The sequence below is a fragment of the Aminobacter sp. P4_H6_2 genome (genome assembly GCF_056400805.1).
This window is the reverse complement of record NZ_JBFUKO010000509.1, coordinates 1-4000: the sequence shown is the minus strand read 5'-3', so window position 1 is coordinate 4000 and position 4000 is coordinate 1. Positions and strand designations below refer to the sequence as shown.

The following is a 4000-nucleotide window of genomic DNA, read 5'->3' as shown; positions in this document are numbered from 1 at the left end:
GTGGTCAACAAAGGCGGCTTCGGTCCCGGGGTTTATCGCTTGTTCAGCTATGGCGGAGCGCTCGACGACCGCGGTCTTGAAATCGGGACTGTGCCCAACGGCTATGATGCCGATAATCTCGCCGTACAGACTGCGGTTGGTGGGCAAGTCAACTTGGTCGCGGATGATCCAAATTACGGTCCGGTGTTGTTTTGGGATGGCGACAAAGCTGCAAACTGGGACAACAACAAGGTTGATGGCGGCGGCGGCCGCTGGAAAACTGGCGGTCGCGCTTTCACCGATGCAAACGGCATCCTGAACGGTCCTATGAACCCTCGTCCTGGCTTTGCGGTCTTCGGGGGCACGGCGGGCAACGTGCTTGTGGACAGTGGCACAGGGCAGGTGCAGGCAACCGGCATGCAATTCGCGAGTGACGGCTACATCCTGTCAGGCGACATGCTCGAACTGGTTGCGGGTGACGCTTTCATCCGGGTTGGCGACGGCACTGCAGCCGGTGCGAATTACACCGCAACCATCTACAACAACATGGATGGTGCCGGGCGACTGGTCAAGACCGATCTGGGCACGCTCGTCCTTGAAGGCGAGAACACCTATTGGGGTGGCACGGAAGTGCGCCAGGGCACGCTGCAGGTCGATGGCGATATTGGCGACGTGGTCGTCGGGGCCGAAGGGCGCCTCGGTGGCAACGGGACGGTAGGCACGGCAGTGGTTTCCGGTACCCTCACGGGTGGAAAGTCGATGGGCGTGCTGTCAGTCGACGGCGACTTGACCATGCAGGAGGGCTCCACTCTCGAAGTGAAGGCCGACGCAGCCGGCAACAGCGATCGGGTCGATGTGACGGGCATTGCATATCTCAATGGCGGCCGCGTTGCGACGCTGGCGAGCGGCGGTGACTATGCCGACCAGACCAGCTACACGATCCTGAGCGCCGAGGGCGGAATCGATGGCACCTTTGCCGGGGTCACCTCGAATCTCGCCTTCCTCGATGCGGCCCTGAGTTATTCCGAGAAAGACGTGAAGCTGGCGCTGACACGCAATGGCACGACCTTCGAGAATGTCGGAAACACGCACAATCAGATCGTCACCGGCGGCGGCGTAGAGGGGCTTGGCGCGGGCAATGCCCTTTATGACCGCGTGCTGACGCTGAGCGCCGCGGATGCCCGATTTGCCTTCGATGAGATGTCAGGTGAGATCCATTCGTCCGCCAAGGGCGTACTGCTCAACGACAGCCGCTTCGTCCGCGATGCGGCAGACGCGCGTGTCCGTTCGGCCTTCGGGGCCGTCGGCGCTGCCGCCTTGCCAGTTTTGGCCTATGGCGAGGGCGGCTCCGAACTGGCGCCGGCTGCCACCGACCGCTTTGCCATGTGGAGCGAGGCATTTGGCTCCTGGGGTTCGTTTCGGGGCGACGGCAATGCGGCAAGCCTCGACGATTCCACCGGCGGCTTGCTGATAGGTGGCGACGCGGCCTTTGGCGAGGCCTGGCGCGCTGGCCTGGTCGCYGGCTATAGCCAGACCACGTTCGACGTGGACGACCGCTCCTCGTCGGGCAACAGCGACAACTACCATCTCGGCCTTTACGGCGGTGGCCAGTGGGGCGCTGTTGGCCTGCGCGGTGGGGCCGCATACAGTTGGAGCCGCATCGACATCGGCCGCAGTGTTGCCTTCCCCGGCTTCGAAGACAGTCTGTCCGCGAAGTACGACGCAGGCACCGCCCAGATCTTCGCCGAGGTTGGCTACCGTATCGATACGGCGGCGGCTTCCTTCGAGCCCTTTGCCAATCTGGCCTATGTCAGCCTGCACACTGATGGCTTCAACGAGCATGGCGGAGCGGCGGCGCTGAAAGCGACCGGCACCACCACCGACGCCACCTTCACCACGCTCGGTATCCGCGCCCAAAGTAACTTCGTGCTCGGCGGCGTCGCTGCCACCGCGCGCGGAACGCTCGGCTGGCGCCATGCCTCCGGCGACGTCAAGCCCCTGGCGAGCGTAGCCTTTGCCGGGGGAGAGGCCTTCACGGTCGTGGGTACGCCGATTGCCCGCGATGTGGCTGTGATCGAGGCCGGGCTGGACTTTGCCGTCTCGTCCCAGGCGACGCTTGGTCTCTCCTACGCAGGGCAATTGGCCAGCCACGCCAGCGATAACGGCTTCAAGGCCGACCTGAGCATCAGGTTCTAAGCAGCGGTCGATCGGATTGGACTCCGGCGCAGGGCCGGAATCCGGCGGGGTATGCCGACTTTTGCAGGCAAGGGGATCCTAAAAACATGGTATGGAACGGCTACGGAGTTCGTTTTTCTTGTGCGTCGTTTGCGATTTTCGGGTTGGTTGCATGCCAGAGTACCAAGTCCAATTTTGAGGGTTCGAACTTTTCCGACAACACCAGGGCCTTGGAGAAACAGCTCAACGCCGAAGCCGTAGCGTTGGGCACTGCTCAGGGCGTGGCAGGTATCGCGGCTGCATCTGATCCGACAGGCCTTTCGGCAATGGCACTGGGGCCTGCCGGTCTTGCTGCCCGCAACGCGTTAGCGAAAAGCGCCGACGCTCGCATGGGCGCGCAACTAGCACGCGACGAACAGGAACTCTATCGCCGCTACGGAATGAACCCCGACGGCACGTCATCGGGAAAGAAACCGCCAGGCAGCAAATAGGTGGCTAAAACGGCTCAAATGCACGATGAAGGACGCTGACCGTCGGCGACCAGGTGACGCGCAGCGAGTAACAGCCGTCGCCGTGATATGGCAGCTTCCGCGGGGTGGCTGGGTAGGTCTCAGTGAAGCGTCCAGCGCGAAGAGCGTTGGATAGGAGGAGGAAACGCAGTGCATGAACTTGCGATCTTGTTCTCCATCCTCGGGGTCTTTCTTCTCGGGGCTATCAGCCCAGGCCCGAGCTTTGTCGTGGTTTCGCGCATCGCCATCTCAGGGTCGCGCGCAGACGGGGTAATGGCGGCGTTAGGCATGGGCATAGGCGGCTTTGTTTTCGCCTGCGTCGCGGTCGTGGGCCTGACGGCGATCCTGCTGCAAGTTCAATGGCTTAATCTTGCGCTAAGGCTGGCCGGCGGAGCCTATCTTGTTTGGCTCGGAATTAATATCTGGCGCGCCGCGCCCGAACCGATAGAGGTTGCCGAGTCGACAACCGGACGACCAAGCACGCTTTGGAAGTCCCTTCTGCGTGGTCTCTTTGTGCAACTCTCCAATCCGAAGACAGCGATCTTTTATGCTTCGATGTTCGCCGCGCTTTTGCCCTCGCCGGCACCATTCTGGATGTTATTTGCTCTGCCGCCGATGCTCTTCCTCAACGAATTTGCATGGTACGCCATCGTGGCACTGAGTTTTTCATCGCGTGGGCCGAAGGCTGCCTATTTGCGATCCAAAGTCTGGATCGACCGCGCTGCGGGAGTGGTGGTTGGAGCGCTGGGGGTCAAGCTGTTGACTGACAGCGTACGATCTTCTGTTTGACGCAGAACTCTTACCTTTCGGCTGGAATTCGCATGCAATTACTAAAAGAGGCGGACCGTGTGGGAAGAGTTTATGGATGAACTGCGCGTCCGCACCTCGGAGCGCCGCCCACGACTGAGTTTTCGGTACTGCAAAAATGACAAGGGCTAACCAGGTCGCCGTAGAAACGGCAGCGGGACGAACTTCCATTGGTAGCCAAGACAAAACCGGGTGAGTCTTATGGCCTTCCAGTTCTGATTTTTACAACGCAGAATTATCACCGCACAACTGGCATTTACTGGCCGCTGCCAGTTTCGGAATGCTGCGGCGCAAGGATGAGATATCCGCCGAGACTGCCGGATCTTAACGTCGCCCGTCGCCGCTCATCATGAACAAGCCAAACACGGCCATTTGTGTAAGCGCCAAGGGCATCCCATCTGGTTTTAGGTAAAGCTTCAGGCGACATTTGGCACGAGCGATCCAGATTGGTGCCATGTTCTATGTCTACGCCTATGCCTGCGGATAGAAATTTTCATTTGATTGAGGCGTTTCCGGCTCCGTTTGAAGGT

3 protein-coding genes are annotated in these 4000 nt (G+C 60.5%); all 3 read left to right on the top strand.

The genetic code is table 11. The annotated features are described in order from the left end of the window. A partial coding sequence (locus AC1DUU_RS25430) for an autotransporter family protein (protein ID WP_476786148.1) occupies positions 1-2175 on the top strand: 2175 nt, incomplete at its 5' end. A gap of 86 nt (positions 2176-2261) precedes the next feature. Then, positions 2262-2645 carry a hypothetical protein gene (locus AC1DUU_RS25425; RefSeq protein ID WP_476786147.1) on the top strand — a complete coding sequence of 128 codons (384 nt, stop codon included), beginning with the start codon at positions 2262-2264 and terminating at the stop codon, positions 2643-2645. Positions 2646-2813: 168 nt separating this feature from the next. Beyond that, entirely contained in the window at positions 2814-3452 is a 639-nt protein-coding gene (locus AC1DUU_RS25420) for a LysE family translocator (protein ID WP_476786146.1), read from the top strand. Positions 3453-4000 lie beyond the last annotated feature (548 nt).